The following is a 2,253-nucleotide window of genomic DNA, read 5'->3' on the forward strand; positions in this document are numbered from 1 at the left end:
TCTCCCCACCCTCCTACAAAGGTTTCACGATTTCCTGATAAAGGATAGCTTATAAAGGGGGGCTATTTCACAACCTACAGGTTCTCCAAAGCCAATTTCACCCTGCAGTTGTTCTGGAGTAATTGTATCTAACATTTGATTAAACTCTCTAGTTTCTCTTAGTTATGAAGGCATTCTCATGGGAATAATTCTAATAATTAGAGTGTCAATTGGTTCTTCTGTTAATTCAGATAGTTCCTCTAATTTTTTATAGAAAGATTCTGATATTTCCCAAGGATAGTCTTTTATTAGGCATTTTTTTTATTATCACCTCTACTCAGGTATAATAATACCATACAAACGAAACATAAAATGTCTAGAAAAGTAGGGTACGCACCCTACTGGACTCTGGGTTTTGAGACCAAACCCCTACGATAAAAGATTAAAACATAAGCACGGATTACTATACAATAAGAACACACATACAACATCAAATATCTAGACCTATGGATACTAAAAAAATAAGTCCTGAATTAATAGAGTTACTGTCTCTGATAACTAGCAAAAAATTGACTAAAAAAGATATTACACCACCAGTATTATTTATGGCAAATCTAGTCGTAATCTTAATAGGTGTAATCTACGCAGATGGAAGGGTAGCGGAAGAAGAAAGAGCCAGACTGAAAATTACTATTAATAAATTTATTCCCCCTCAAGGAAATGTTCGGGAATTAACTAAGTTAATGCTTAAAGAAGTTTCAAAGCAACAGCTTTACTTTAAATTTAATGCGATTTTGACATTAACAGATCCTCTTTCTATACCAGAAAAATTGTTATTAATTAGTTTTGGTTATGAAATGTCTGCTTCCGATGGAGATATGGCTCTAAAAGAGAAAAGGTATCTAGAAATTCTGAGCGGTAAATTAGGTATAAAAGCCGAACATTTACCAGTTTTAGAGGCAGGATTTACTCATCAAGGAAATCTTGACCAAAAAGCTGTAGAAGAAGTGAAATATTTACTCAACCCTGGACGTTTCCATCAGCTAGATAATATTTTTGTTAAAGCTGCTAGTGAAATGCTAAATACACTTTTTCCCACTCAAAAGCAAAAAAATCAGTCTCAACAAATTGTAGTTTATGAAGGATTCAAAAAGTTTAAACAAAACAGACAACAACTAGATAATATCTGTCAAGAAATCTATCAAATATTTGAACCTTGTACTAACCGAGATTTACTTCCTAGTACATTAATAGTTGAACTAGGTAAAATCTCCAAAAAATTACAATCTCAAAAATTCCAAGTAGCAGTTGTTGGAGAATTTAGTCAAGGTAAATCAACTTTATTAAATGCTTTACTTGGAGAGGAAATTCAACCAGTCAGAGAAATTCCTTGTAGTGGCACGATTACAGTTTTAAAATATGGCGAACAACAGCGAGTTGTTTGTCATTATAAAGATGGGAAAAAGGCAGAAATTCCTTTGACAGAATATCAAGAAAAAGCATCTATTTCAGAATCAGCAGCTTTAGGAAATATGAGTGACGAATTAGCACAGTCGGAGCTAGAAAAGATATTTTTTGAACATCCACAGTTAGAGTTATGTAAAAGTGGAGTAGAAATTCTTGATTCTCCTGGTTTAAATGAACATCCAGACCGTACAGCGATTACTCAAAAATTATTAGAAGATACGGATGCGGTGATTTTTTTAACTAATGCTTCTCGCCCATTAACTCAAGGAGAAAAAGAGTTAATTCAAAGTATCAAGTTGCAGTTAAATAATAATCAAATTGATTTACCTGCTGATAATTTATTTGTGTTGGTAAATTTTATCGATCTAGTCAGAACTGAAAAAGGTCGTCAACAAATTCGACAACGATTAGAAAATTTTGTCTTGGGAGAAAAACCGATTATTGCTGATGAGAGTCGTTTACATTTTATTTCGGCTCAAGCTGCTTTAGATGCAATTTTAGAAGGTGAAGAAAATGAATATTTGACTTACTTTAATAATTTCAGAAACTCAATAGAAAGTTTTCTGACTGTTGAGCGGGGTATGATAGAAATTTAGCAGTTTGGGAATAAGATTAATAGTCTTATTTCTGAGGGAATAAAAGGATTAGAGCAAGCTGAAAAAGTTTTAGATGGTCGAATAAATTTATCTGAAGAAGCAAAACAAGAAATATTGGAAAAAATAGGAGAAGCAAGTGGCAGAGATGTAAAAATAACTCTTTTCGTAGATGAATTATTAGATGAATTAATTGATGAGCTAAATGAATCTT

1 protein-coding gene is annotated in these 2,253 nt (G+C 32.6%); it reads left to right on the forward strand.

Annotated elements, in window-relative coordinates:
* Window positions 1–485: 485 nt before the first annotated feature.
* Complete coding sequence (locus AFK68_RS00990; protein WP_094670924.1) at window positions 486–2,042, forward strand: dynamin family protein; 1,557 nt, start codon at window positions 486–488, stop codon at window positions 2,040–2,042.
* The last annotated feature ends 211 nt before the right edge of the window (window positions 2,043–2,253 follow it).

Origin of the sequence: Hydrocoleum sp. CS-953 (assembly GCF_002260545.1) — a bacterium.
Lineage (GTDB): Bacteria > Cyanobacteriota > Cyanobacteriia > Cyanobacteriales > Microcoleaceae > Trichodesmium.

Excerpts from the sequence above, each read along its gene's own strand:
- AFK68_RS00990 (WP_094670924.1), top strand. The coding sequence starts at position 486 with ATGGATACTAAAAAAATAAGTCCTGAATTAATAGAGTTACTGTCTCTG.